Below are 25,962 nucleotides of genomic sequence, written 5' to 3'. Positions count from 1 at the left end.
GGATAGCTAGTCGATGGTGACGTAGTCGGGGCCGGAGTAGTGCCCGGTCAGGGTCTTCTGCCGCTGCAGCAGCACGTCGTTGAGCAGGCTCGAGGCGCCGAAGCGGAACAGCTCGGGCCGCAACCATTGCTCGCCCACCGTCTCGGCCACCGTCACGAGGTAGCGAATGGCGTCTTTCGAGCTGCGGATGCCGCCGGCCGGCTTCACGCCGATCTTCTCTCCCGTCAGCCGATGCCAGTCGCGCACGACCTCGAGCATCGACAGCGTCACGGGGAGGGTTGCTGCAGGCGACACCTTGCCGGTCGACGTCTTGATGAAGTCGCCGCCCGCGAGGATCGCCAGCCACGACGCACGCCGCACATTGTCGTACGTGTTCAGCTCGCCGGTCTCAAGGATCACCTTGAGGTGCGCGTATGTGCCGTCGGGCCTGCGGCATGCTTCCTTCACGGCGACGATCTGGTCGAACACCTGCCCGTATCGGCCCGCCAGGAAGGCGCCCCGGTCGATGACCATGTCGATCTCGTCTGCGCCCGCGGCGACAGCGTCTGCCGTGTCTGCGAGCTTCACAGGCAGGGATGCGCGGCCGCTCGGGAAAGCCGTGGCGACCGCGGCGACGGCAATGCCGTTGCCGGCGGCACCCGCGTGTGCAGAACCGAGCGCCTGCAGCGCGGCGGGCACCATGTCGCCGTAGACGCACACCGCGGCGACGCGCGGTGTGGTGGGGTCGGCGGCGTCGGGGGTGACGGCCTTCGCGACGAGCGAGCGCACCTTGCCCGGCGTGTCCGCGCCCTCGAGGGTGGTCAGGTCGATGAGCGAGATGATCGTGTCGAGCGCGCGGGCTTTCGACGTGGTCTTGATCGAGCGGGTGGCGAGCGCCGCCGCCCGCTGCTCGAGGCCGACCGCGTCGACGCCGGGGATGCCTTCGAGATAGCGGCGCAGGCCCGCCTCGGTGGTCTCGCCGCCGAGCACGTCGAGAGCCCTGGCCGCGGGCGCGATCGCGCGGCCGTGATCCTGGGTATTGATGGTCACTTCGCTCCTTCTGTGGCGAGCGAGTCGAGCAGGTGATGGGCGCTCGCCTCGTCGGTGATCAGGGTCGTGCAGAGCCCGCTCGAGACCACGGCCCTGCACACGGCGTGCTTGGACTCGCCCGCGATGACCGCGATGCTCGTTCGTGCGCCCCGCAACTCGTCGAGGGTGATGCCGAGCGTGCGGGCGTTGAGCTCGTCGTCGGCCACGCTGCCGTCTGCCGTGATGAACCGGCCGACCACGTCGCCCACCGCGCCGCGCTCGGCGAGGGAGGCCACGTCGGCCTCGGTGAGGTAGCCGCTGTCGACGTGCACCGAGCTCGCGTCGACGACGCCGGCGCTGAACAGATAGACGGATGCCGCGCGCGCCAGAGCGAGCACGCTCTGCACCGCTCGGTCCGCCTCGATGGCGCGGCGCGTGGCGGCCTGCTCGAAGATGGCGGGGCTCGGCAGCAGCGTGGCCGTGCCCTGGGCCTTGCGCGCGATGATGACGGCGGTGTCGGCAGCGGCGGTGGCACGGCGCGTGCTCGAGACGCTGCCGTTGATCTGCACGGGATTGACGCCGACGGCCCACCCCGGTCGCAGCCGGGCGGCGACGGCCTCGAGCGTGCGACCCCAGCTGACGCCCAGCGTGCGCGGCACGGGACGCAGCGTGGTGAGATACTCGGCGGCGGCCTGCGCCACGCGCGCCTGCACATCGGAGTCGAGAACCGGAACGACGACGGCGTCGACGAGCCCGTAGCGTGCGCAGAGCTCACGCTCGAGCGAGAAACGGCGGGCACTCGGGTGCACGATCTCGATGCGCACGAAGCCCTGCTCCCGTGCCTGCACGAGCAGCCTGCCGACCTTCCATCGGCTGATGCTCAGCGCGACGCCGATCTCGTCTTGCGTCTTGCCCGCCTCGTAGTACAGCTCGGCGGCCTTGACGGCGAGAATCTCGTCTGCGTCACTCATCGCCACGGTTGTCGACTCCTTCCGCCAGCCTCGTATCCAGCATAAGAATCAGCCCCTGCGAATACGACAGTTTGCGCACAGCGCGCTCAAATGCGCACTGCAGCGCGCGCGGCCGGCAGACGAGCTGCGCCGATTGTCGGCGGCGCGGCATCCGGCGCCCCCTATTCTTAAGTCTGTGAATAAAGTGGTTGCCCTCGCCGTCGATTTCGGCGGCACCAAGGTCGAGGCCGCGCTCGTCGATTCCGACGGGGCGCTCATTGCCGCCAGCCGTTCCCGCCAGCCGACCGGCCGAGCCGCGACCAGCGAGCAGCTCGAAACCTCGGTCGGCGCGGTCGTGCGCCAGGCGCTGGCCGCGCTCGGCCGCGACCACTCGCTCATCGGCGCAGGGGTCGGATGCGCGGGGCCGATCGAGCGCGCTCGTGGCCTCGTCTCCCCCCTCAACGTGCCCGCGTGGCGCGGCTACCCGCTTCGGGACTTCGTCGCCTCCGTCGTGCATGAGGCGGCACCGGGCGTTCCCGTCAGCCTCGAGATGGACGGCGTCGCCATCACGCTCGCCGAGCACTGGGTGGGGGCGGGGCAGGGCATCGACAACCTCATGGGCATGGTCATCTCCACCGGCATCGGCGCCGGCCTCATCGTCGGCGGCCGCGTCGTCACGGGCCCCACGGGCAACGCGGGGCACATCGGCCACGTCGAGGTTGCCGGCGTGACCGGTGAGGACACGTTTGGCAGCGTCTCCTCGCTTGAAGCGGTCGCGTCGGGGCCGCACACCGTTGCGTGGGCGCGCGCGCAGGGTTTCACGGGCGCCACAGGCGAGGATCTCGCGGCCGCGTATGCCGCGGGCGATGAGATCGCTCGCCGGGCCATCGTGCGCACGGGCACCGCGGTCGGCCAGGCCATCGCGAGCGCCACCGCGTTGCTCGACCTCGAGCTTGTTGCGATCGGCGGCGGGTTCTCCCAGTCCACTCCCGACCTCTTCGACGTGATCAGGCAGAGCGTCGCGCAGCACCACTTCGCGTTCGTGCGCAAGGTGCGCATCGTGCCGTCGGGCCTCTCGGGCGCGGGGCCACTCGTCGGCGCCGGCGCACTCGTGCACCGCGCCGAGCTCGTTCCCTGAGGCGCCAGTCGCTACGTCCCGCTCCTCGCGCGCCACTCTCGTCGAGGCGGGCCGAATTGAGGGTTTCGCCGCAGGTGACCCTGCATTTGGCCCGACCCGCTTCACGATGGCAGCGGCAGCGCGTGCCGTCAGCGGCGAAAGTCGTCCTCGAGCAGGTGCGGCCGGGCGATGACGCTCCCCGCGAGCGCCGCAGCCAGCGCCGTACCGATGAGCACGATGAGGGGCACCGTCCATCCGCCGGTCAGCTGGTGCAGCACCGCGACCGCGAGCGGCCCGAGTGCGCCGAGCGTGTAGCCGACCCCCTGGGCGAACCCGCTGAGCGCGACCGAGCCGGCGTGCGTGCGCGTGCGCAGGTTGATGAGCACGAGGCACAGCGGGAACAGCATGGGCCCGAGCCCCGCCGAGAGCGCCCAGACGATGGTGCCCGTCGATGGCCAGAAGATGAGGCCGAGATAGCCCAGAATGAAGAACCCGACGCCCGTGTAGACGAGAATGCCGACGTTGCGTAAGCGCAAGGCGAGCATGGGCACCAGAATGCCGGTGGGAATCCCCGCCGCCGCATACAGCGACAGCAGCGCCCCCGCCGCCGCCGGGCTGACCCCCGCCCGGTCCTGCAGAATCTCGGGCAGCCAGGCGAACATCGCGTACGCGTTGAGCGACGACACGGCGAAGACCACGGCCGTTGACCAAGCCACGGGCGAGCGCCACACGAGCGAGAGCACGCGCGGCTCCGCCTCCTCGACCACGCCGGAGTCAGCCGCGACCGGCCGGCGCGTCGCCAGCACGCCGATCCACGGCAGCGTCGCGACAATCGCCAGCGCCGCCCACATGCCGATCGACACCCGCCAGCCTGCACCGTCGGCGACGGGCACCGCGACGAGCGGCGGCAGCAGGGTGCTCACCGCGAGAATGGTGGCGTATGTGCCCGTCAACAGCCCGATGCGGTCGCCGAAATACCGCTTTACGAGCGGCGGCAGCAACACGTTGCCGACGCCCATGCCCGCGAACGCGAGCGCCGAGCCGATCAGCAGCAGGGCCAGAGAATCGGATGCCGCGCGCAGCACCGTGCCGACCACGATCGCGCCGAGCGACAGCAGCACCATGAGCTCGAGACTCATGCGCCGGGTGAACAGCGGCGTGATGATGCCGAATACGGCGAAGCACACGGGCGGCAGCATGCCGAGCACCCCGAGCACGAGCGCGCTCAGCGGGATATCCGCACGAACGTGGTCGATGATGGGCGAGAGCGCCGCCACCGCCGTGCGCAGGTTGGCGGCGACGAGAAGGATGCCGGCCAGAGCCAGGGTGCGCCCCTTCCAGAGTGGAAGGGACGGGCTCGGGGGCATCCGCTCAGCCTATCGCTGACCGCGGGCCGCCCCCGGCCGTGCGACGTAGACTCGGCTGCATGTCGGACTATGCGAAGCACCTGCCGCTCAGCCTTCGCCCCAGGGTCGACGAGACCGGGGTCAGCGCGCACTGGGACACGGCCATGGGCGACACCCTGGAGGCGATCGCCACCATGCTCGAGCGCCTGTCGCCCGAACAGTGGGAGTCGCCGAGCCTGTGCGAGGGCTGGCGCGTTCGAGACGTGGCCGGCCACATCGTGTGGCGCGTCGGCGCCTCGACGGGCGACATGCTGCGCGACGGCTTCAGCCTGTGGCCACGAAAGCACCTGAACCCCATGCGCGCCATGGACGAGCTGAGCCTGAAGCAGGCAGAGGCCGACTACGCCTCCATCGTGAACCGCATTCGCGCAATCGCCGTGGCCCGCCGCAGCGGAGAAGGGCGGCGCGGCATCACCGAGCTCACCGAGGTCGTCGTGCACGGCTTCGACATGGCGTCGCCGCTCGGCATCGACCTCGGCGTCGACGGCACCGTCACGGGCGCCGTGGCCCTGCGCCGCAGCCTGCTGCTGCCCGCCGGCGTGCGGCAGGTGATACGCCGCCGCACCCTGAACGCCACGGACGCCGGCTGGCAACTCGGTCGCGGGCCCCAGATCGACGGAACGGCCGAGGCGATCGTGCTGTTCCTGTTCGGCCGCGCGGCGCTGCCGAAGGCCGTCTCAGGCGAGACTCAACCCTGAGCACCCGCCATCCCGAGCAGCTCCCGCGCGCGCTGAACGTCGGCGGTCATCTGCGCGATGAGCGGCTCGACGCCCTCGAACGCGACCATGCCGCGAATGCGGGCGGCGAAGCTCACCTTGACGCGGTGGTCGTACAGGTCGAGATCCTCATCGAGCACGTACGCCTCGACCTGCCGCTGCGGCACGCCCTCGAACGTCGGGTTGTTGCCGACCGAGATGGCGGCCGGGTACCGGCGGCCATCATCCGTCAGCCAGCCCGCATAGACGCCGTCGGCTGGGATAAGCCCCTCGGACTCAGGTGAGAGGTTCGCGGTCGGGAAACCGAGCTCGCGCCCACGCTTGGCCCCGTGCACCACCATGCCGCGCACGCCAGGAACGTGGCCGAGCAGCCGGGCGGCATGCGCGACCTCGCCGGCGGCGAGCAGTTCCCTGATCCACGTCGACGAGACGCGACGGCCCTCCTCCGGGCGCACGTCGTCGATGAGCTGAACGCGGAACCCGAGCTCGTCTCCGAGCTGTCGCAGCGTGTCGACGGTGCCCGCGCCGCGCGAGCCGAAGCGGAAGTCTGAGCCGACGAGCACGACCCGGGCGCCGAGGGCGTCCACGAGCATCCGTCTCACGAACTCCTCGGGCGTCTGCGAGGCGAACGCGCGGTCGAACGCGACCACGAGTGCCAGGTCGATGCCGGTTCCGGCGAGCAGCTCGAGCTTCTGGTCGAGCGCCACCAGGTCGGGCGGGGACTTCTCGGGCGCGAGCAGCTGCAGCGGGTTGCGGTCGAACGTGACGACGGCCGCCTCAAGGCCCTCGGCACGCGCCACCTCGACGAGCTTGCCGATGACGGCACGATGCCCCGCGTGCACTCCGTCGAACTTGCCGATCGTGACCGCGCTCGGGCCCACGCCCGCCGGCACGTCGGCGAGAGACTCGAAGACCCTCATCGGGTGACCGCCCGTCGCTTCGCGAGCCAGGTCATGCCGAGAACCGGCAGCACCAACGGAATGAAGAGGTAGCCCATGCCGTAGACCGACCACACGGTGGACTGCCGGCCGAACGGGTCGGAATCAGTCATCGAGAGTACGTGCGGGGCGACGAGGCTGAGCGTGCCGACCACGAGAACGCCGGCCAGCTCGAAGCTGATAGTCGACCACGCCACGCGGTACCAGAGGCGACCGGGCGCCACGAGCGCGATCGTCGCCACGATGTAGACGAGCGCGGCGAGGGCCGAGAGCGTGAACGCCACGGGCGCCTCGCCGAACCGATCGATGATCTGGAAGACGCTGCGCCCGGTCGCGGCGAGCGCGAGGATGCCGTAGACCACGATGAGCAGCCTGCCGACCCCGGAGACGCGTCTGCCCGAGCCCGGCGTTGCGGCGTCGGGCCCACTGGTGCTCTGCGAATTCTGTGCCATGTCGTCTCGATTATCTCAGGAGCGGCGCGGTCACACCGACTGCACGAACCAGATGGCGTGCATGCGATACAGCATCACGGCGATCGCGAGGCAGACGACGCCGAGGATCACGGTGCTCCACCGATTCCTCTCGATGAGCGCCCAGAAGCCGCCCGCGAAGGGCAGTATCACCGCCGAGATGAGGTAGATGTAGAACTCGGCGAGCGAGCCGGTGGGGTCGTTACCGACGATCGGCGAGACGATGGTGACCACGAGCTGCGCGATGAGCAGCAGGGCCACAAGGGCGGTCGCCCCCATGCTCACATCCCCCGGCAGCCGGCCGATCAGCCCGAGCACGAGACAGACAATCCCGGCGGCGCAGGCGATGGCGATCTGCACTGTCGTGAACCACTCGATCACCGTGCGTGCTCCGTCACTGCTCTGGCTCTCCCTCTGCGGGGCGTGCCCGCTACTGCTCGTCTGTGGGAAAGTTCACCAGTGAGCGACCCTCTCCCCCGCGGAAGTCTACGAGACCCACGAGCCGTCCGTCGGCGATCGCCGCTACCGGCGCCGTGCTCGTGCGCTCATCGCCGGAGCGAATGCGCTTGCCGTGCCCGAGGTCCACGGCCTGCTGGGGGCTGAGCCGGAAGACATCGAAAAGAGCGGATGCCGCATCCGCGGGCGTGCGCAGCCGGGAATCCACGTCGAGGTCGGCCAGCAACGCGGCATCGCTCACGTGGAAGGGGCCGACGCGCGTGCGCCGCAGCGCCGTGAGGTGCCCGCCGACGCCGAGGGCGGCGCCCAGGTCGCGGGCGAGAGCGCGAACGTAGGTGCCGGAGGAGCATTCGACGCGCACGTCGACGTCGATCACCGCGGGCCCCGAGGCCGCGCCGGCGGCGCCCGGGTCGCGCCCCGTTTCGGCACCGCCGTCATCCATACCCGCGTCAGCCTCTGCGCCATCCCCCGCATCAGCCTCTGCGCCAGCCTCTGCGCCATCCCCCGCATCAGCCTCTGCGTCAGCCCCCGCCTCGGCGATCGCCCGTCGCATGCCGAGCACCTCGAACGCCGAGACGGTGACGCGCCGGGCCTTCAGCTCGACCTGCTCGCCCGCCCGGGCGAGCGCGTACGCCCGCTTCCCGCCCACCTTGATGGCGCTGACGGTGCTCGGCACCTGGTCGATCTCGCCCGTGAGCGCGGCGATCCCCGCTCGGACCTCGGCCTCACCGATGCCCCGGGTCGCCCCCGCGGGTGCGCTGGCGACCGGCGTGCCCTCCGCGTCATCCGTGCTGGTCGAGATGCCGAGCCGGATGGTCGCGAGGTACTCCTTGTCGACGCCGACCACGTAGGTCAGCAGGCGGGTCGCGCTGCCGAGGCCGAGAATGAGCAGGCCCGTGGCCATGGGGTCGAGCGTGCCCGCGTGGCCGACCTTGCGGGTGCCCGCCGCTTTGCGTGTGTGCGCGACGACGTCGTGACTCGTGAGACCCTGCGGCTTGTCGATGAGAAGGATGCCGGTGGGCCCCGGCCGGCGCTCAACCACGCGCCGCCGACCCCTTCGCGTTCTCGTTCTCGAAGATGTGCAGCACGGTGTCGAGCTTGGTTCGGAACGTGCAGTCGACGAGCTCGGTTGCCATCGCGTCGACGCCGTACGCTTCCGGCATGCGCAGAGCGACGAGCGTATTGAAGAGCATGCCGTGCGACAGGAACGTCACCACGTGGTCTGCCTCGAGGCCCGCCTCGTTGCGCATGATGTCGTAGATCTCGAGAAAACCCTCGCGTGCCCGCTCGCCGATCACCGGGTCGTGACCGAGCAGAAAGCCCTGCATGAGCGAAAGCAGAATTCCGCGGTCGCTGATGAGGTCGGCGTACGCCAGGCCGATGCGCGAGCCGCGTGCCTCGGTGTCTTCTCCAGCCGCGTGGCTCGCAGCGATCGCCGCACGAAACGCGCGGGTGAGCGTGTCGAGCGCGCGACTGAGCACCTCGAGAAACAGATTCTCCTTGCTGCCGAACATGCGCACGACATAGGGCTGGCTGATCCCGGCCTGCTTCGCCACGAGGTCGGTCGTCGCCCCGACGTAGCCCCGCTCGCCGAAGACCTGGCTCGCCGCGGCGAGAATCTGCTCGCGGCGCTCGGCGGCCGGAATGCGCTCGGCCGATGTCTCTTTCATACTTGACATGTTATCAACTGATTACTAATGTCATCGCTTGTAATCATTTGATTACAACAATGCATTCGCATCGTTCCTCCGTTCACGTCAATCGACTTGGAGCAACCGTGTCACTCCTCTCCCCTGTCGCCCGCCGCGTTCCCGTCTGGGTCGCGATCCTGGCGGCATCCGTGCCCATGTTCATGGCCACGCTTGACAACCTGGTGGTCACCAGCGCCCTGCCCGTGATCAACCGCGACCTGGGCGCGGGCATCGAGGAGCTGCAGTGGGTGGTCAACGCCTACGCCATCAGCTTCTCGGCCTTCATGCTCATGGCCGTCGCCCTCGGCGACCGCTTCGGGCGGCGCACCGTCTTCCTCGTCGGCATTGCCCTGTTCACGGGCGCAAGCATACTCAGCGCACTCAGCACGGCGCCCTGGATCTTGATCGGTGCCCGCGCCCTGCAGGGCGTTGGTGCCGCCGCCCTCATGCCGCTCTCGCTCACGCTGCTCGTCGGCTCGGTTCCCCAGCGGATGCGCGCTGCCGCGATCGGCATCTGGGGAGGAATCTCCGGGCTCGGGGTCGCTCTCGGGCCGCTCATCGGCGGCGCCGTCGTCGAGGGATTCAACTGGCAGGCCATTTTCTGGCTCAACGTTCCCGTCGGCATCATCTCGGTACCGCTCGTGCTCCTCGCGCTGCCCAACGGGTTCGGTGCGCGAGTACGTGCCGACATCGTCGGCCTCCTGCTCGCCGGCCTCGGCGTGCTCGCCCTCGTCTACGGCATCGTGCGCGGCAACGACGCCGGGTGGGACAGCGCCGAGATCCTCTCTGCACTCGTCGGAGGCACCGCGCTGCTGGTGGCTTTCGTGCTCTGGGAGCTGCGCGCATCCGCCCCTCTGCTGCCCATGCGGCTGTTCCGCGACCGCAGCTTCACGGTGGCGAACCTCGTCGGCATCACGTTCAGCTTCGGCGTCTTCGGGATCGTGTTCATTCTCATCCAGTTCCTGCAGGTCGTTCAAGGGCACAGCCCGCTCGAGGCCGGTGTGATGACCATGCCGTGGACCCTCGCGCCCATGGTGGTCGCGCCGCTGACGGGGCTATTCTCGCGCCGCATCGGCACCCGGCTGCCCATCGTGGTCGGGCTCGTGCTGCTCACGGTCGCGATGGTGTGGCTCGCCCTCTCCCTCTCGGCGACGGTCGAGTACAGCGTCATCGTGGTGCCGTTCCTCATGGCCGGCATCGGCATGGGGCTCGTGTTCGCACCGAGTTCGACGGCCGTGCTCGCGAATATGGCGTACGCCGACCATGCCAAGGCGTCGGGAAGCAACTCGACCCTGCGGGAGATCGGCGTGGCGCTCGGTATCGCGGCACTGACCGCCGTGTTCACGGGTGCTGGCGGCACCATCACGCCGACCGGGTACGTGGATGCCGCGATCCCCGCCGTGCTCGTGGGCGCCGGCGCGCTGGCCCTCGCGGCCGTGATCGCGCTGGCGCTGCCGTCGCGCCGGGCGGAGCGGGCTGCCGCGGCGGCATTGGCCGACGAGCAGTCAGCGGCTTCCCTCGATGTCGACGAGGCCGTCACGGCCGCGGTCTGACGCTCGTTGAGGCCGGCCACCCTGCGCCACCGGCACCGAGCCGGGGCGCGGCTGGCCGGCCTCCCGCGCCCCGTAGGCTGGTGAGATGCGGATCGGAGTCATCGGCGCGGGCGCGATCGGCGGAACCATCGCGGCCCTGCTCGAGCGGGCGGGGCACGAGGTCGCCGTCACGGCTCGCGGAGCGCACCTCGAGGCAATCCGCACCGCAGGCCTACGGCTCTCGGGCGCCTGGGGCGACCACACGGCCCGCCTCGAGGCCGCCGAGACCCTTCCCGCCGGCCTCGACCTCGTCTTTGCATGCACCAAGGCGCAGGATGCCGGCACCGCCCTCGAAGCCCAGCGCTCGCGACTGGGCGGCATCCCCGTTGTCGTCGTGCAGAACGGCCTGAGCGGGCTCGCGGATGCCGCACGCGCGCTTCCCGACTCCCCCTGCGTCGGCGCCCTCGCCCTGTACGCGGCCAGCTTTCTCGAGCCGGGGGCGGTCTCGGTGACGACCGCGGGCGGAACCTGGATCGGCGCCGGCGACGGCGAACCCCCGGCCGCCGCCGTGGAGGCCGCCCGCGTGCTCGGGGCGGTCATGCCGGCCAGGGCCACGCGCAACTTCACGGGCTGCCAGTGGACGAAGCTCATCGTCAACCAGGTCAACGCCATGCCCGCCATCACCGGCCTGAGCGCGCAGCAGACGCTGAGCTCGCCGGTGCTGCTGCCGATCATCACGCGCAGCATGAAGGAGGCCGTGCGCACGGGCTACGCGGCCGGCGTGCGCTACGGCAGCCTGCAGGGGCTGAGCGATGGGATGCTGCGGGCGTTCACGCTCGCTCCTGCACCTCTCGCGCGCGTGCTGCCGCGGCTGATGGGCAGGCGGATGGGCGCGAAGCCCAATCCCGGGTCGACGCTGCAGAGCATCCGCCGCGGGCAGCCGACCGAGATCGACTACCTGAATGGCGCCGTTGTCGCCGCCGCACGTGCTGCGGGCCGAGAGGCCCCCGTGAACGCCGCGCTCACGGCTCTCGTGCACGAGGTCGAACGCACCAGCGCGTTCCTCGCGCCCGACGAGGTCGCGGCCCGGGTCCCGTAGGCGCTCGCCTGATACTGCGGCCTGCCTCCGGCTTTCCGCGAGCGGCTCAGCAGCAGGTCAGCAGCTGTCGGCGAAGACGCGCGTCGGATGCTCGGGGTCCGTGTTGTCGACGATGGCGCCCGCCGCGCCCCTCGGGAACGCCTCGGCGAGATAGAGATCCTGCCCCCGGCGGGTGCGCGCGTTCGACGGCGCCTCGGGATCGGCATCGACATCGCCGTGCTCGGCGAGCCTGGCGTACGCGACGCGCCACGGCGTCTCAAGGTAGATGGAGTAGTTCCAGATGCCACGCAGCTCGCTGCGGTTCAGCAGAGGGCCGTCCACGATGCAGATGGCGTCGCCGCCGGCGCTCAGCCAGCGCGATTCGCGGGGCGCATCCCGCCGCACATCGAACGCCGAAGTCTGGAAGCCCGCGCTGCCGCCCATGCGGAACGGGTCGACGAGAACCCGGCGGAACGTGACGTAGTCGTACGTGTCGTCGTAGAAGCCGCGGGCTGAATCCGCGCGCTGCCGCTCGCGCTGGCTGCGCGGGTTCTGGAAGTCGTCGATCGAGGCACGGAACGTGTCGTGACCCGCCTCACGGAACGTGGCTGCCAGCCCGTCGGCGAACTCGCTCGTGCCGGAGCCGAGAATGCCGTCGACCGCGACGAACACGCGGCCTCGGCTGTAATTGTGCGCGATCTCGGCGGTGAGCGCGCGCAGGAAGTCGACGCGGGGCGAGGCGATGAGCTCCATGCTCTCAGACTAGTCGCCGAGCGGATGCCGCGGCCGGGGCCGCGGTTACGCTTGACGAGTGTCCGACCCCGATCGCACGGTCGCAACCTCGCCGCTCGCTCGCGAGGTCGTCGACTGGTTCGCCGAGAACAAGCGCGACCTGCCCTGGCGCCGCCCGGGGTTCAGTGCGTGGGGCACCCTCGTCAGCGAGTTCATGCTGCAGCAGACGCCTGTGAGCCGTGTCATCCCGCGCCTCGAGCAGTGGCTCGAGCGCTGGCCGACGCCGGGCGATCTTGCGTCCGTTCCACCGGGAGAGGCGGTGCGCGCGTGGGATCGCCTCGGTTATCCTCGTCGTGCCCTCTGGCTGCATGCGTGCGCCGTGGCGATCAGCGAGCGGCACGGCGGTGTCGTGCCGCACGACGTCGACACGCTGAAGGCCCTTCCCGGTGTCGGCGAATACACCGCGCGGGCCGTGGCGGCGTTCGCGTTCGGCCGACGGCATCCGGTGGTCGATACCAACGTGCGCCGGGTCATCGCCCGGGCCGTGGACGGCCAGGGTGAGCCCGGCCCTCCCTCGACGCGGCGCGACCTGGCGGCGATGGAGGCGCTGCTTCCGGCCGACGAGTCCGACGCCCAGTCATTCAATGCGGGTGCCATGGAGCTCGGCGCCATCGTCTGCACGGCGAGAGCACCGCGGTGCGACGCGTGCCCGATTCGCGAGCGCTGCGCCTGGCGACGCGCCGGCTACCCCGCCTATGACGGGCCCGTTCGCGCGAGGCAGAAGACGTACGAGGGCAGCGACCGCCACGTTCGCGGACTCATCATGCGCGAGTTGCGCGCCGCCCACGTTCCGGTGACCGCCGCCGAGATCGAGGCCCTGTGGCCGGATGCCGCTCAGCGCTCGCGCGCCCTCGCGGGCCTCGTGGCAGACGGCCTGGCCGTGGCGGCCGAGGGCGGCTACTCCCTGCCCTGAGCCGCGGCTATGCCCGATCAGGGACCGGCATGGGTGCGAGGGCAGCGTGCTCAGTCGCCGAGGTCCTCGTCTTTCAGCTCATCGAGGTCGTCTTCGTCGATCTCGGCATCGAGCAGCTCGCGCGGCTTCACATACGGGTCTTCGTCGCCCGCATACTGAGCGGATGCCGCCAGCCCCGCGACCTCGGTGTCACGCTCGCGGGCCTGCTTCAGCAGACCCTCGATGTGCGCGGCGTTCTCGGGGATCGCGTCGAGGATGAACTCGAGCGTGGGCGTCAGCCGTGCCGTGATGTTCTTGCCGACCTCACTGCGCAGCAGACCCGTGGCCGCCTTGAGCGCCGCGGCCGAGCCCTCGCGCTCCTCGTCGGTGCCGTACACCGTGTAGAACACGCTCGCATGCTGGAGGTCGCCGGTCACCTGCACGTCCGTGATGGTCACGAACCCGAGGCGCGGATCGCGCAGACCGCGCTCGAGCCGCTTGGCGATGATCACCTTGATCCTGTCGGCGAGCTTTCTCGCCCGTGCCGGATCAGCCATAACGCCCTCTCCCTCCCTAGCTCTCTCGCCGCACCCGACCCCGCCCCACAGGCTCAGCCTCGCGGCTTCTCCTTCATTTCGATCGTCTCGATCTCGTCGCCGACCTGGATGTCGTTGAACTTGCCGAGGCCGATGCCGGCCTCGAAGTCCGTGCGCACCTCGGTGACGTCGTCCTTGAAGCGACGCAGCGACTCGATGGCGAGGTTGTCGCCGACCACGACGCCGTCGCGGATGACCCGCGCCTTGGCGTTCCTCGTGATGGTGCCGGAGCGCACCACGACGCCGGCGATGTTTCCGAACTTGGAGGAACGGAAGATCTCGCGGATCTCGGCGACGCCGGACTGCACCTCCTCGTACTCGGGCTTGAGCATGCCCGTGAGCGAGTTCTCGATCTCGTCGATGGCGTTGTAGATGACCGAGTAGAAGCGGATGTCGACGCCCTCGCGGGCGGCCCTCTCGCGCGCCTTGGTGTCCGGTCGCACGTTGAAGCCCACGATGATCGCGTTGTCGATCGTCGCCAGGTTCACATCGCTCTCGGTGATCGCGCCGACGCCTCGGTGGATGATGCGCAGCTGCACGCTCTCGTCCACATCGATCTTGAGCAGCGACTCCTCGAGCGCCTCGACGGCACCGGAGACGTCACCCTTGATGATGAGGTTGAGCGACTCGACCTTGCCCTCTTCCAGAGCACGGGTGAAGTCCTCGAGGCTGATGCGCTTGCGCGCCTTCGCCAGCTGGGCGTTGCGCTCCGCAGCCTCACGCTTCTCGGCGATCTGGCGGGCGGTGCGGTCCTCCTCGGTGACGAGGAAGGTGTCGCCGGCGCGGGGAACGCTCGACAGACCCTGAACCTGAACGGGCCGCGACGGCGTGGCCGCCTCGACCGCGTCGCCGTTCTCGTCCATCATGGCGCGCACGCGGCCGTAGGCCGTGCCCGCCACGATCGAGTCGCCGACGTGCAGCGTTCCGGACTGGATGAGCACGGTCGCCACGGCACCACGGCCCTTGTCGAGCTTGGCCTCGATGGCCACGCCACGCGCATCCTTGTCCGGGTTCGCCCGAAGGTCGAGCCCGGCATCCGCTGTCAGAAGCACCGCGTCGAGGAGTTCCTTGATGCCGATGTTGTTGCGCGCGGAGACGTCGACGAACATGACGTCGCCTCCGTACTCCTCGGCGACGAGGCCGAACTCGGTGAGCTGCTGGCGCACCTTGGCCGGGTTCGCGTCTTCCTTGTCGATCTTGTTGACCGCGACGACGATCGGCACGCCGGCCGCCTGGGCGTGGTTGAGCGCCTCGATGGTCTGCGGCATGATGCCGTCATCGGCGGCGACGACGAGGATCGCGATGTCGGTCACCTGCGCACCGCGGGCACGCATGGCGGTGAACGCCTCGTGGCCAGGGGTGTCGATGAAGGTGATCGCTCGCTCGATGTTCTCGTGCTCGGCGACGACCTGGTACGCACCGATGTGCTGCGTGATGCCGCCGGCCTCGCCCGCCACCACGTTGGCGTGGCGGATGGCGTCGAGCAGTCGCGTCTTACCGTGGTCGACGTGGCCCATGACCGTGACCACGGGGGGCCTGGCCTGCAGGTCCTCGTCGCTCTCCTCGTCGAGCTCTGCCTCGAGGTCGATATCGAAGCCCTCGAGGAGCTCCTTGTCCTCGTCTTCGGGCGACACGATCTGGATCTTGTAGCCAAGCTCCTCGCCGAGCACCTGGAAGGTGGCCTCGTCGAGCGATTCGGTCGCCGTCGCCATCTCACCGAGGTGGAAGAGCACGGTCACCAAATTGCCGGGGCTCGCGTCGATCTTGTCGGCGAAGTCGCTGATGGATGCACCGCGACGCAGCCGTACGATCGTGTTGCCGTTACCGCGGGGTACGCTCACGCCGCCAAGCGACGGAGCCTCCCGCATCTCGAATTCCTGCCGCTTCGTGCGCTTCGACTTACGAGCGCGGCTCTTGCCGCCGCCGCGACCGAACGCGCCGGCCGTTCCGCCACCACGACCGCGGCCGCCGCCACCGGGGCGGGGGCCGCTGAAGCCGCCGGCCGGGCGGAAGCCGCCACCGGCGCCTGCTCCGGCACCCCCGGGGCGCTGGAAGCCGCCGGGCCGTCCGCCGCCGCCGGCACGCTGGCCGGCCGGGCGCGGCGCACCGGGACGAGGCGCGCCGGGGCGCGGCGCGGCCGGGCGGGGGATGTTGCCTGGCGTGGGCCGCTGGCCCATGCCCTGCGAGCTCGAGAACGGGTTGTTGCCCGGACGCGGCGTGCTCTTGCCCATGCCCTGCGAGCTCGAGAACGGGTTGTTTCCGGGGCGAGTGCCGGGGCGCGGCGGAGGCGTGCTGCCGGGCTTCGGCGCGCCCGCTGCTGCCGGCTTCTCACCGGTCTGGGCCGCCTTGTCTGCCGCGGCCTTCTCAGCCGCCGCCTTCTCTTCCGCACGTGCCTGGCGCTCGGCGACCGACAGCGGCGCCGCCGGCATCGGAGCCTGCACTTCGGCATCGGCGCTCTCGGGCACGTCGGCAGCGGGTGCCGGTGCTGGGGCCGGCGCGGACGGCTTCGTGGGAGCCGCCTTCGCTCTGGCCGCCGGGGCCTTCGTCGGGGCGGCCTGTGCGGCCTCTGACTGGGCTGCCGCCGGCTTCACGCCGTCGGCCTCCAGCGCCGCACGCAGTTTGCGGGCGACGGGGGGTTCGATGCTCGACGACGGTCCCTTGACGAACTCGCCGAGCTCCTTGAGCTTGGCGAGCGCGACCTTACTGTCGACGCCGAATTCGCTCGCAACCTCGTGTACGCGTGGTTTTGCAGCCACAATTCTCCTGTTCCGGGCCTGCACCCGAAGACAGGGGCAGACCGTTAATGACGGACGGGTCTCATTTCGAGCCGCTCATTAGTTGTCACTCATGTGTGATCACTTCGCCGTTCAGCCTGTTCTCTAAGAGCTGCGTATCAACCGCAGCAGTCACGCGCAGCGCTCGCCCGAAGGCTCGTCGCTTGGTGGCTTGTCTGTAGCATTCGATTGTCGGATGCAGCCACGCACCTCGACCGGGCAAGCTGGCGGTGTCATCCACAACCACTCGTGAATCCCGGGCGACGACCCTCAGAAGAGAGGATCGAGGGGCGCGAGAACGGCATCCGATGCACGTTCTAACGGGGTCCATCCTACACACCTCCCCCTGCACGACGGCTGAGCCGACATCAGCCATCCTCCAGAATCGAATCCGGCTGAATGCTGATTCATTCAACCGAGCCCGCAACGCTCTCGCGTTGCGAACTCGGCGCGAAGATCGATATTCAGCCATCCTCCAGAATGGAGTCCGGCTGGATATCGATCTTCGCGCCCGTCAGTTTCGCGGCGAGACGGGCGTTCTGGCCCTCCTTGCCGATCGCGAGCGAAAGCTGATAGTCGGGAACGAGGGCCCGAACCGCCTTGAGCGACTGGTCGATCACGAACGCGCTCGTCACCTTCGCCGGCGAGAGGGCGCTCGCGACGAACGTCGCGAGATCGGGCGAGTAGTCGACGATGTCGATCTTCTCGTTGTTGAGCTCGGCGGTGACGGCGCGGACGCGCTGCCCCAGCTCGCCGATGCAGGCGCCCTTCGCGTTGATGCCGGGCTCGGTGGCCTTCACGGCGATCTTCGTGCGATGCCCCGCCTCGCGGGCGAGGGAGACGATCTCGACCACGCCGCTCGCGATTTCAGGCACCTCCAGCGCGAACAGCTTGCGAACAAGCGCCGGGTGCGTGCGCGACACTGTGATCGAGGGGCCCTTCAGCCCGCGCGACACACTCGTGACGTAGACGCGGATGCGCGATCCGTGCGAGTACTCCTCGCCGGGCACCTGCTCCTCGGGGGGCAGGATCGCCTCAATGGTTCCGAGGTCCACATGGATCATGCGCGGATTCGGCCCCTGCTGAATCACGCCGGCGACGATGTCGCCCTCGCGACCGCGGAACTCACCGAGCACCGCGTCATCCGCAATGTCACGCAGTCGCTGGTTGATGACCTGCTTGGCGGCGAACGCGGCGATGCGACCGAAATCGCTCGGGCTGTCCTCGGCCTCGCCGATGATGGCGCCGCTCTCGTCGTACTCCGGCACGTACACGCTGACGTGGCCCGTCTTGCGGTCCAGGTTCACGCGCGCCGGGGGCGTCTCGTGCGTGTGGCCGTGCTTCGGCTCCTGGTTCGTGTGCTTGAGGTAGGCGGTCAGGATCGCCTGCTCGATGATCTGCACGAGCTCGTCGAAGGGGATCTCCCGCTCGCGCTCCATGAGACGCAAGACGCTGAGGTCGATGTCCATGCCGGCCTCCTCTATTCGTTTCTCGCCGCGGAACGTGAATTCCTCCCGCGGTACAACCCTCTACGGTACCGGACGGCGCCGCGATCCGTTAGCCACGCAGGCATCACGCGATGCGTCCGTTGTGGCATCACGCTCGCGCCGTCCGATGTCGCGCGAGACCGTGTCGGCGCTCAGCGCAGGCGGTCGGCTACCTCGGCAAGAGGGGCGCTCGTGCGCTCGCCCGTGCGGCGGTTCCAGACCTCGACGATTCCGTTCGCCGCGTCGCGGCCGACCACGACGACGCGCGGCACGCCGATCAGCTCGGCGTCGCCGAACTTGACCCCGGGCGACACCTTGCGTCGGTCGTCGAAGAGCACGTCGAACCCCGACGACTCAAGGCCGGCAACGAGCGACTCGGCGACCTCGAAGACCGCCTCCTCGCGCCCGGCGGCCACCACGTGCACGTCGAACGGCGCGACCGTCTCCGGCCAGATGAGGCCCTTGTCGTCGTTGTTGAGCTCGGCGATGATCGCCAGGATGCGCGTGACCCCGATGCCGTACGAACCCATCGTCACGGTCACCAGCTTGCCGTTCTCGTCGAGCACCTTCAGTCCGAGCGCCTCGGCGTACTTGCGGCCGAGCTGGAACACGTGCCCGATCTCCATGCCGCGCGCGAGCTCCACCGGCCCAGAGCCGTCCGGTGCCGGGTCGCCGGCGCGCACCTCCGCCACCTCGGCCACGCCGTCGGCGTCGAAGTCGCGGCCCGCCACGAGCCCGAACACATGCTTGCCCTCGACATTCGCGCCGGTGATCCAGCCGGTTCCGTCGACGACGCGCGGGTCGAGTAGATAGCGGATGCCGCTGCTCGCCTTCTCGCCGAGCACCGCACCCGAGGCGGCCCACGGCCCGATGTACCCCTTGACGAGGCTCGGATGCGCGGCGAAATCCGCGTCGTTCGCCGCTTCCACCTCGGCGGGCGCGAACGCCACCTCGGCCCGCTTCATGTCGACCTCGCGGTCCCCCGGGATGCCGACGACGACGAGCTCGCGGGCGCCGTCCAGGTTGCGCAGGGCGAGCACCACGTTCTTGAGGGTGTCCGCCGCGCTCCAGGCGCGGCCATCCGGCCTCGGGTGCTTCTCGTTGGCGAGCTCGACGAGCGAGAAGATGGTCGGTGTGCCGGGGGTGTCGAGCACCTCGGCCGGGGTCAGCTTCTCGTACGAGCGCGGCTCGGGTGCGAGGGTCGTGAAGGCCTCAACGTTGGCGGCATAGCCGCCCGCCGAGCGCACGAACGTGTCTTCGCCGACGGGGGTCGGGTGCAGGAACTCCTCAGACCGAGAGCCGCCCATGGCGCCGGCATCCGCTTTGACGATCGCATATTCGAGGCCGAGACGCGTGAAGATGCGCTCGTACGCGTCCCGCTGGGCCATGTAGGAGGCGTCGAGCCCCTCGTCCGTGTAGTCGAACGAGTACGCATCTTTCATGGTGAACTCGCGGCCGCGCAGCAGCCCCGCGCGAGGGCGGGCCTCATCCCGATACTTGTCCTGAATCTGGAAGATGGTGAGCGGCAGGTCTTTATACGACGAGTACAGGTCTTTGACGAGCAGAGTGAAGGCCTCCTCGTGCGTGGGCGCGAGCAGCATGTCGGCGCCCTTGCGGTCCTGCAGCCGGAAGAGGGCGTCGCCGTACTCCTCCCAGCGACCGGTGACCTCGTACGGCTCACGCGGCAGGAGAGCCGGGAAGTGCACCTCGTGCGCGCCGGCCGCCGCCATCTCTTCGCGAATGACCGTCTCGATCTTCGCCTTCACGCGCAGCCCGAGCGGCAGCCACGCGAAGATGCCGGGGGCCTGGCGGCGAATGTAACCGGCGCGAACCAGCAGCCGGTGGCTCGTGACCTCGGCGTCGGACGGGTCTTCACGCAGCGTGCGGAGAAAGAAGTTGGACAGGCGTGTAGGCATAGGCCTTCACTCTACCGGCGCGACAGGCTCAGCGACGGCGGCAACCGTGCGCGAGAAGCCGAAGGCGAGGGCGGCGAGAACCGCCACGACGCACACCAGGGTCGCCGCGTTCAGGGGGCCGTAGCCGATGCCCGCGAGCACGGGGCCCGCGAGCGCGCCGCCCGCCGCCCCGCACAGGTTCATGACGGTGTCGGAGAACCCCTGCACGCTCGTTCGCTGCCCGACCGCCAGCGAATCGGTGAGCAGGGTGGAGGCCGCGATCGTGCTGGCCGACCAGCCGAGACCGAGCAGCGCGAGTGCGACGCCGACAGCCGCCATGTTGTTCTCGGCCACCCAGTTGGTGACGAGTGACGCGACGAACAGGAGCTGGCCGAGCAGGATCACCCGCACCCGACCGAACCGGTCACTGAGCCACCCGAAGAGAGGCGACAGCGCGAACATGCCCGCCGTGTGCAGGCTCAGGGTGAATCCGATGATCACGATGTCGGCGCCGTCGTTGCGCATGTGCACGGGCGTCATCGCCATGATGGCGACCATGATGGCCTGGCTGAGGGCGAGCGCCACGATGGCCGCGACCGCGACGCGGTTCGTGCGCAGCACCTCGAGCCCGACCCAGCGGCGGCGCGCGCGTGGGGTTGGCGCGGCGGCGAGGGCGGACTCTACCGATATCTCCGTCGCCAGCCCTACCCCGGCCCGCGCCTTCGCCCACAGGAGCGGATCCGGGCGCAGCATGATCAGGTAGAAGATGCCGGCGAGCAGCTGGCACGCGGCGGCGAGCACGAACGCGCCGGTGAGGTGTGGCAGGCCGAGCGAGAAGCCGATGTCGTCGCCCATGGGGGCGAGGTTCGGGCCGACGACCACGCCGACGGTGGTGGCCCAGATGACGAGCGAGAGGTCGCGGCCTCGGGTGCGCGCGGCGGCGAGGTCGAGCGCGGCGAACCGGGTCTGCAGGTTGACGGCGCTTCCGGCGCCGAGCACCGCGAACCCCGCCAGCAGGAGCGGGAACGCGTGGATCACCGCCGCAACCACGACGACGACCGCGCCGACCGCCGCTGACACGGTTCCGATCGTGAGGGCCGATCGCCGCCCAGAGATGCCGGCCAGACGGGCGAGCGGGATGGCGAAGATGGCGGCGCCGAGCGTCGACATGGTCGAGGCGAGGCCGGCGAACGAATCGGAGCCGGAGACGGCGACGGCGAGCAGAGAGCCGAGGGAGACGGCGGCACCTGTGCCCACTCCCCCGAGAATCTGCCCCGCCGAGAGCACCAGGAGCACGCGGCGCTGGGCGGGTTCGGTACCCGTGGCAGCGGTCTGCGCTCCGGCGTGTCTTTCAGGCATGCGAAAACACTAGTGGCACTGAGGGAGTCGGCCACGCCGGGGGCCGCGATCCGCTCGTCGTGCGGTTCTCGAGCGGTGTTGCAGGCTCAGACGGTGACGACGTCGGGGCTGCCGACGGCGCCGGCGGGCATCTCGGCGGCGATGCGGTTGGCCTCCGCGATGAGCGTGGCGACGATCTCGGACTCCGGCACGGTCTTGATGACCTGGCCCTTCACGAAGATCTGGCCCTTGCCGTTGCCGGATGCCACGCCGAGGTCGGCCTCGCGCGCCTCGCCAGGGCCGTTCACGACGCACCCCATGACCGCGACCCGCAGCGGCACGCTCATGCCCTGCAGCCCCTCCGTCACATCGTTGGCAAGCTTGTAGACGTCGACCTGCGCGCGCCCGCAGCTCGGGCACGAGACGATCTCGAGCTTGCGTTCGCGCAGGTTCAGCGACTGCAGGATCTGCAGGCCCACCTTGACCTCTTCGACGGGCGGCGCAGACAGGGAAACCCTGATCGTGTCGCCGATGCCTTCGGAGAGCAGGATGCCGAACGCCGTCGCGCTCTTGATTGTGCCCTGGAACGCCGGGCCCGCCTCTGTGACGCCGAGGTGCAGCGGCCAGTCGCCGCGCTCGGCCAGCAGGCGGTACGCCTTCACCATGACGACGGGATCGTTGTGCTTCACCGAGATTTTGAAGTCGTGGAAGTCGTGCTCCTCGAACAGGCTCGCCTCCCACACCGCGCTTTCGACGAGCGCCTCGGGCGTTGCCTTGCCGTACTTCTCGAGCAGCCGGGGGTCGAGCGAGCCCGCGTTCACGCCGATGCGAATGGAGACGCCCGCCGCCTGGGCACGCCGGGCGATCTCGCCCACCTGGTCGTCGAATTTGCGGATGTTGCCGGGGTTCACCCGCACGCCCGCGCACCCCGCGTCGATGGCCGCGTAGACGTAGTTGGGCTGGAAGTGAATGTCGGCGATGACCGGGATCTGGCTCTTCTTCGCGATGATCGGCAGGGCCTCGGCGTCGTCGCGGCTCGGCACGGCCACGCGCACGATGTCGCAGCCCGATGCGGTCAGCTCGGCGATCTGCTGCAGCGTCTCGTTGATGTTCGTCGTCGCCGTGGTGGTCATCGACTGCACGCTCACGGGCGCGTCGCCGCCGACGAGAACCTTGCCCACCCGGATCTGGCGCGACTTTCGCCGCGGGGCCAGAGTTTCGGGGGCCTTGGGCATGCCCAGGTTGATCGCTGCCACGGGACAAGTCTAGGCCGCGGCGCTGGATGTGCGCCGCGCGTCGCTCGAGGCTGGATGTGCGCCTCGCGTCGCTCAATGAGTGGGCGGCTCAGCCGAAGAGGCTGATGGGCTTCACGATATCGGCGTAGGCGAGCAGCAGGCTCATTCCCCCGAGCACGATGATGACGGCGAAGGTGAGCGGCATGAGGCGCGTCATGTCGACGGGGCCCGGATCGCGCCGGCGGAACAGCTTCGCGATCGAGCGCCGCAGCCCCTCCCACAGGGCGCCGGCGATGTGGCCGCCGTCGAGCGGCAGCAGCGGCACGAGGTTGAACACGAAGAGCGCGACGTTGAGCGAGGCGAGCAGGCCGAGCAGAAGCTGCACCTTGTCGACAACCGGCAGCACGTCGGTGCTCGCGATGTCGCCCGCCGCCCTGCCCACGCCGATGAGTCCGACGGGCGAGTCCGCGGCACGTTCCTGCGTTCCGAACGCCGCGTTCCACACGTCGACCATGCGCTGCGGCAGGTGCACCACAACGCCGACGACGCTCGAGATGTTGCTGCCAACGGCCGAGAACGCGCTCGTCACCGGCTGGCGCACGAACTCGATGCCGGGGCTGATGCCGATCATGCCGACGGTGTGCGTGCGGGGCCTGCCCGCGGCATCCGTCACGACGTTTCCTGAGGAATCCGTCACGGAACGCTCGGTGGCCTTCGGGGTCACGGTGAGACTCTGGCGGGCGCCGTCGCGTTCGACGACGACGGGAACGCTCTGGCCGGGCGTGCGTTCAATGAGGCGCGTCAGCTGCGCCCAGCCCGTGACGGCGGTGCCGTTGTAGCTGACGACCCTGTCGCCCGACTTCAGGCCCGCGTCTGCGGCCGGGCTGAGCGGGTCGGATGCGGCGCAGGTGTCACTGGAGCTCGTCGCCGACTGGATGCACTGAGACACGCTCGAGACGGTGGTGCTGTACTGCTGCGCTCCGATGCCGCAGAGCAGCACCGCGTAGAGCACGAGGGCGATCACGAGGTTCATGAACGGGCCGCCGAGCATGACGATGATGCGCTTCCACACCGCGAGCCGGTAGAACGAGCGTCGGTCGTCTTCCGCGTTGTGCGGCGCGACCGACGGCAGCCCCGCGGCTACGGCGGGCACGTCGTCGCGGCTCGGCAGGTCGGTGCGGCCCTCGGTGACGGTAGCGGTCTGCGAGCCGCCATCCTGAACCATCGCCTGAATGAAGCCCGTGCTGGCGTCGCGCCCGTGCTCCTCGCCCTTCTGCGGCGGGAACATGCCGACCATGGCAATGTAGCCGCCGAGCGGGATGGCCTTGATGCCGTACTCCGTCTCCCCGCGGCGGCGCGAGAACAGGGTCTTGCCGAACCCCACCATGTACTGGGTGACCTTGACTCCGAAGAGCTTGGCGGGCATGAGGTGCCCGAGCTCGTGCAGGCCGATCGACAGCGCCAGGCCGATGAAGGCGATGACGACGCCGAGCACGAAGAGGAGCACCGATTCCACGGTGAAAGAGTAGTGCCACGAGCCTGTGGATGGGCTGGTCGCGCCCTGTGCAACGGCGGCGGCGGGTGGTAGGCAGGAAGGCGAGCGTCACAGGGAGGTTCGTGAACCGTGACCGATGACGACCCACTCATCGGCAGCCTCGTCGGCGACCGGTACCGCGTCTCAGCCCTCATCGGGCGTGGAGGCATGGCCTCGGTGTACCGCGCGTCAGACGAGACGCTGCCGCGCGAGGTGGCCCTCAAGGTGATGGCGGGCAGCCAGGCCGACCACGAGCTGCTGCGGCAGCGCAGCGAGATCGAGACGTTCGCCGCGCTCAGCCACCACGCGCTCGTCACGCTGTACGACGCGGGCACCGAGACGACGGATGCCGGTGAGCGCACCTTTCTCGTCATGGAGTTCGTCGACGGTCCGAACCTGCGCGACGCGCTCGTGGACGGTCTGGAGCGCACGGCCATCGCCCGCATCGGCGCCGACGTCGCCGAGGCGCTGCTGTACGTGCACGGGCGCGGCGTGGTGCACCGCGATGTGAAGCCGGCCAACATCCTGCTCGCGCCCGACGGACTGCCGGGGCGCGTGCGCCACGCCAAGCTCGCCGACTTCGGTATCGCCCGGCTCGTGGGCTCGTCGCACCTGACGACCACGGGGATCGTGCTCGGCACGGCGAGCTATCTGAGCCCTGAGCAGGCTCGCGGCAACCAGGCGGGACCGGCTGCCGATGTGTACGCGCTCGGCATCGTGCTTCTTGAGGCTCTCACCGGCACGCCGCCGTTCCCCGGGACGGCCGTGGAGTCGGCGAGCGCTCGTGTCATGAGGGCACCACTCGTGCCGTCGTCGCTCGGTGACGAATGGTGCCGCCTGCTCACGGCCATGACCGCGCTCGATCCGCACGACCGCATCGACGCCGCGGAGGTCGCGATGCGCTGCGCGCGCATCGCGGACACGGGCTCGCTGTCGATCCCGCTGCCGTCGACGACGGAGACGGTGGCGATGGAGCGACCGGCGGACGGCGATCGGACGCTGCCGCTGCCGACCGCAGTCTCGGATGAGGGTGGCGCGACACCGGAGACGGCAGGGGCAGCGGCAGGTGCAGCGGCAACGGCAGGGCCGGGGGCGAGCGCTTCCGACCCGGCGCGCACGGCCAGCGCAGGGCCGAGCGGGAACGCGACTCGATCACGGTGGCGGCGCGGCTGGCGGGTCGGCGTCGGAGGCGCCGTTCTGGTCGTCTCCGCAGCTCTGGGGGCTGCCGCGTGGGCGGCGAACCCGCCGCCCACTCCCGCTTCGCACTCGCCCTCGACGACCTATCCGCCCGTCGGAGGAACGCTCGGCACCCATCTGAAGCAGCTGCAGAAGAGCGTCACCCCGTGAGCAGGCGCCGGTTCGGGATGACCGCGCTCGCGACCGCGGCGGCGCTCACGGCGGCGCTGCTCTCGGGATGCACCCAGGGTGAGACCGGGATCGACGCGCGAGCAGCACGATCGCTGCAGGCATCCGTTCTGACGCTGACCACACAGGCGGCCGCCGGTCAGACCGAGGCGGCGCTCGTGACGCTGAATGCGCTGCAGGAGCAGCTGCAGGAGGCGACGGCGGCCGGCACGGTCGACGCGGCGCGCGAGACGCGTATTCAGGCGGCGATCGACCTGGTTCGAGGCGACCTGAATCGCGCGCTGCCCGCCTCGCCGACGCCGACGAGCGGTGAGAGCGGCGGAAGCACGGGCGACAAGACAGGCGGGAACGGAAACGGAAACAGTGGAAAGGACGGCAAGGGCAACGGCGGCAACAACGGAAATAACGGCAACGGGAACGGGAACAACGGGAACGGGAACGGCGGCGACAACGGAAACGGCGGAGGTTCCGGTGCGGGTGGCGGAGGTTCGGGCAGCACCAGCGGCCCGGGCGACGGCACGGGCTCGGGCGGAGGAAGTGGCGGCACCGGAGACGGTGGCGGCGATGGCGGCGGAGGGACTGGCGGCAGCACTCCGGCGCCGACCGGGGAGACGACTCCCGGCGCACTCAAAGGTTGAGACTGGCCATAATGGTTTCTAGCGCCCGCTGGCCGCCGCGGCGGCCGACCCCCG

24 protein-coding genes are annotated in these 25,962 nt (G+C 69.8%); 7 read left to right on the top strand and 17 right to left on the bottom strand.

The window, feature by feature from the left end:
* Nucleotides 1-6 precede the first annotated feature (6 nt).
* On the bottom strand, nt 7-1,029 hold the full coding sequence (deoC, locus tag OSC27_RS02930; RefSeq protein WP_267179911.1) for a deoxyribose-phosphate aldolase: 1,023 nt from the start codon (nt 1,027-1,029) through the stop codon (nt 7-9).
* Nucleotides 1,026-1,979: a sugar-binding transcriptional regulator gene (locus OSC27_RS02925; RefSeq protein WP_267180411.1), complete on the bottom strand. Its 954-nt coding sequence runs from the start codon at nt 1,977-1,979 to the stop codon at nt 1,026-1,028. Before OSC27_RS02925 ends, deoC begins: the two co-directional genes overlap by 4 nt.
* A 175-nt stretch (nt 1,980-2,154) precedes the next feature.
* Here OSC27_RS02925 and OSC27_RS02920 point away from each other — a divergent pair, with 175 nt between their 5' ends.
* The gene (locus OSC27_RS02920) at nt 2,155-3,096 is read left to right on the top strand and encodes an ROK family protein (protein ID WP_267179910.1); all 942 of its coding nucleotides are present in this window, start codon (nt 2,155-2,157) and stop codon (nt 3,094-3,096) included.
* Between the two features lie 128 nt (nt 3,097-3,224).
* Here the strand turns inward: OSC27_RS02920 and OSC27_RS02915 are convergent, their stop codons facing one another.
* Nucleotides 3,225-4,442: an MFS transporter gene (locus tag OSC27_RS02915; RefSeq protein ID WP_267179909.1), complete on the bottom strand. Its 1,218-nt coding sequence runs from the start codon at nt 4,440-4,442 to the stop codon at nt 3,225-3,227.
* 59 nt (nt 4,443-4,501) lie between these two features.
* On the opposite strand from OSC27_RS02915, the gene OSC27_RS02910 reads away from it, so the two are divergent.
* The gene (locus OSC27_RS02910) at nt 4,502-5,179 is read left to right on the top strand and encodes a maleylpyruvate isomerase family mycothiol-dependent enzyme (RefSeq protein ID WP_267179908.1); all 678 of its coding nucleotides are present in this window, start codon (nt 4,502-4,504) and stop codon (nt 5,177-5,179) included.
* Here OSC27_RS02910 and OSC27_RS02905 read toward each other — a convergent pair.
* Genes OSC27_RS02905 through OSC27_RS02885 form a run of 5 tightly spaced genes read right to left on the bottom strand, consistent with a single transcriptional unit; the run spans nt 5,170 to nt 8,731 of the window.
* Entirely contained in the window at nt 5,170-6,117 is a 948-nt protein-coding gene (locus tag OSC27_RS02905; RefSeq protein WP_267179907.1) for a bifunctional riboflavin kinase/FAD synthetase, read from the bottom strand. The two genes, OSC27_RS02910 and OSC27_RS02905, sit on opposite strands and share 10 nt — an antisense overlap.
* Nucleotides 6,114-6,587 carry a hypothetical protein gene (locus OSC27_RS02900; protein ID WP_267179906.1) on the bottom strand — a complete coding sequence of 158 codons (474 nt, stop codon included), beginning with the start codon at nt 6,585-6,587 and terminating at the stop codon, nt 6,114-6,116. Before OSC27_RS02900 ends, OSC27_RS02905 begins: the two co-directional genes overlap by 4 nt.
* 30 nt (nt 6,588-6,617) lie before the next feature.
* Complete coding sequence (locus OSC27_RS02895) at nt 6,618-6,986, bottom strand: hypothetical protein (RefSeq protein ID WP_267179905.1); 369 nt, start codon at nt 6,984-6,986, stop codon at nt 6,618-6,620.
* Nucleotides 6,987-7,035: 49 nt separating this feature from the next.
* Nucleotides 7,036-8,103, bottom strand: a complete 1,068-nt coding sequence (gene truB / locus OSC27_RS02890) for a tRNA pseudouridine(55) synthase TruB (RefSeq protein WP_267179904.1) — start codon at nt 8,101-8,103, stop codon at nt 7,036-7,038.
* Nucleotides 8,096-8,731 carry a TetR/AcrR family transcriptional regulator gene (locus OSC27_RS02885; RefSeq protein ID WP_267179903.1) on the bottom strand — a complete coding sequence of 212 codons (636 nt, stop codon included), beginning with the start codon at nt 8,729-8,731 and terminating at the stop codon, nt 8,096-8,098. Before OSC27_RS02885 ends, truB begins: the two co-directional genes overlap by 8 nt.
* A 107-nt stretch (nt 8,732-8,838) precedes the next feature.
* Between OSC27_RS02885 and OSC27_RS02880 the strand changes: the two genes are divergently transcribed.
* Both OSC27_RS02880 and OSC27_RS02875 read left to right on the top strand, forming a co-directional pair.
* Nucleotides 8,839-10,305, top strand: coding sequence for an MFS transporter (locus OSC27_RS02880; protein ID WP_267179902.1), 1,467 nt, complete (start codon nt 8,839-8,841; stop codon nt 10,303-10,305).
* 85 nt (nt 10,306-10,390) lie between these two features.
* Nucleotides 10,391-11,383, top strand: coding sequence for a ketopantoate reductase family protein (locus OSC27_RS02875; RefSeq protein WP_267179901.1), 993 nt, complete (start codon nt 10,391-10,393; stop codon nt 11,381-11,383).
* A gap of 57 nt (nt 11,384-11,440) precedes the next feature.
* On the opposite strand, the gene OSC27_RS02870 is transcribed toward OSC27_RS02875, so the two are convergent.
* Nucleotides 11,441-12,115 carry a uridine kinase gene (locus tag OSC27_RS02870; protein WP_267179900.1) on the bottom strand — a complete coding sequence of 225 codons (675 nt, stop codon included), beginning with the start codon at nt 12,113-12,115 and terminating at the stop codon, nt 11,441-11,443.
* A 58-nt stretch (nt 12,116-12,173) separates the two neighbouring features.
* On the opposite strand from OSC27_RS02870, the gene OSC27_RS02865 reads away from it, so the two are divergent.
* Nucleotides 12,174-13,067 carry an A/G-specific adenine glycosylase gene (locus OSC27_RS02865; RefSeq protein WP_267179899.1) on the top strand — a complete coding sequence of 298 codons (894 nt, stop codon included), beginning with the start codon at nt 12,174-12,176 and terminating at the stop codon, nt 13,065-13,067.
* 50 nt (nt 13,068-13,117) lie between these two features.
* Here OSC27_RS02865 and rbfA read toward each other — a convergent pair whose 3' ends face one another.
* The 8 genes from rbfA to OSC27_RS02825 all read right to left on the bottom strand — a co-directional run bounded on the left by rbfA (nt 13,118) and on the right by OSC27_RS02825 (nt 23,887).
* Entirely contained in the window at nt 13,118-13,603 is a 486-nt protein-coding gene (gene rbfA, locus OSC27_RS02860) for a 30S ribosome-binding factor RbfA (RefSeq protein WP_267179898.1), read from the bottom strand.
* 53 nt (nt 13,604-13,656) lie between these two features.
* Nucleotides 13,657-16,398 carry a translation initiation factor IF-2 gene (infB, locus tag OSC27_RS02855; protein WP_267179897.1) on the bottom strand — a complete coding sequence of 914 codons (2,742 nt, stop codon included), beginning with the start codon at nt 16,396-16,398 and terminating at the stop codon, nt 13,657-13,659.
* An 85-nt stretch (nt 16,399-16,483) separates the two neighbouring features.
* Entirely contained in the window at nt 16,484-16,747 is a 264-nt protein-coding gene (locus tag OSC27_RS02850; protein WP_267180410.1) for a YlxR family protein, read from the bottom strand.
* Between the two features lie 133 nt (nt 16,748-16,880).
* Nucleotides 16,881-17,885, bottom strand: a complete 1,005-nt coding sequence (gene nusA, locus OSC27_RS02845) for a transcription termination factor NusA (protein WP_267179896.1) — start codon at nt 17,883-17,885, stop codon at nt 16,881-16,883.
* A gap of 170 nt (nt 17,886-18,055) precedes the next feature.
* Entirely contained in the window at nt 18,056-19,819 is a 1,764-nt protein-coding gene (locus tag OSC27_RS02840) for a proline--tRNA ligase (protein WP_267179895.1), read from the bottom strand.
* Between the two features lie 6 nt (nt 19,820-19,825).
* Nucleotides 19,826-21,157: an MFS transporter gene (locus OSC27_RS02835; protein ID WP_267179894.1), complete on the bottom strand. Its 1,332-nt coding sequence runs from the start codon at nt 21,155-21,157 to the stop codon at nt 19,826-19,828.
* Nucleotides 21,158-21,243: 86 nt separating this feature from the next.
* Nucleotides 21,244-22,392 carry a flavodoxin-dependent (E)-4-hydroxy-3-methylbut-2-enyl-diphosphate synthase gene (gene ispG / locus OSC27_RS02830; RefSeq protein ID WP_267179893.1) on the bottom strand — a complete coding sequence of 383 codons (1,149 nt, stop codon included), beginning with the start codon at nt 22,390-22,392 and terminating at the stop codon, nt 21,244-21,246.
* 88 nt (nt 22,393-22,480) lie between these two features.
* Complete coding sequence (locus OSC27_RS02825; protein WP_267179892.1) at nt 22,481-23,887, bottom strand: M50 family metallopeptidase; 1,407 nt, start codon at nt 23,885-23,887, stop codon at nt 22,481-22,483.
* 108 nt (nt 23,888-23,995) lie between these two features.
* On the opposite strand from OSC27_RS02825, the gene OSC27_RS02820 reads away from it, so the two are divergent.
* The gene (locus OSC27_RS02820) at nt 23,996-25,252 is read left to right on the top strand and encodes a serine/threonine-protein kinase (RefSeq protein ID WP_267179891.1); all 1,257 of its coding nucleotides are present in this window, start codon (nt 23,996-23,998) and stop codon (nt 25,250-25,252) included.
* Complete coding sequence (locus OSC27_RS02815; RefSeq protein ID WP_267179890.1) at nt 25,249-25,908, top strand: hypothetical protein; 660 nt, start codon at nt 25,249-25,251, stop codon at nt 25,906-25,908. Before OSC27_RS02820 ends, OSC27_RS02815 begins: the two co-directional genes overlap by 4 nt.
* The last annotated feature ends 54 nt before the right edge of the window (nt 25,909-25,962 follow it).

This window comes from Microbacterium sp. STN6, assembly GCF_026410545.1.
GTDB lineage: Bacteria > Actinomycetota > Actinomycetes > Actinomycetales > Microbacteriaceae > Root112D2.
Note: the sequence above shows the minus strand (reverse complement) of the source record. Positions and strands in the feature narration are given on the sequence as shown.